The sequence below is a fragment of the Vibrio sp. 10N.222.49.C9 genome, from assembly GCF_041474985.1.
GTDB lineage: Bacteria > Pseudomonadota > Gammaproteobacteria > Enterobacterales > Vibrionaceae > Vibrio > Vibrio crassostreae_C.
Genome location: NZ_JBFRVD010000705.1, coordinates 1 through 351, shown reverse-complemented (window position 1 = coordinate 351; position 351 = coordinate 1). Strand labels below are relative to the sequence as shown.

Sequence of the window (351 nt, the reverse complement as noted above, 5' to 3'; positions counted from 1 at the left end):
ACGCACGATTCCAATCAGCGATGTTCGACAAAGACACCTTTATTGTCGGATATGACAAAAAACGCGGTGAAGACAGAGGCCCTCGTACTCGCAAGGCCAACCCGAGCGATCTTGGTCTAGGTGATTGTATCGATTGCAACTTATGTGTTCAGGTGTGCCCAACTGGCATAGATATTCGAGATGGCCTGCAATACGAATGCATCAACTGTGGTGCTTGTATCGATGCTTGTGATGTCACCATGGATCGCATGAACTATCCGAAAGGGCTGATCAGCTACACCACAGAACACAAACTGGAAGGCACGCACACCAAGATCATGAGGCCAAAGCTCATTGGCTACGGTTTGGTGA

The 351-nt window shown here is 48.7% G+C and carries 1 protein-coding gene; it reads left to right on the top strand.

Annotated features, from left to right (window positions below):
• Positions 1–351 (top strand): 4Fe-4S dicluster domain-containing protein (locus tag AB4585_RS25175; RefSeq protein WP_372171494.1); only part of this gene is annotated, 351 nt, incomplete at both ends.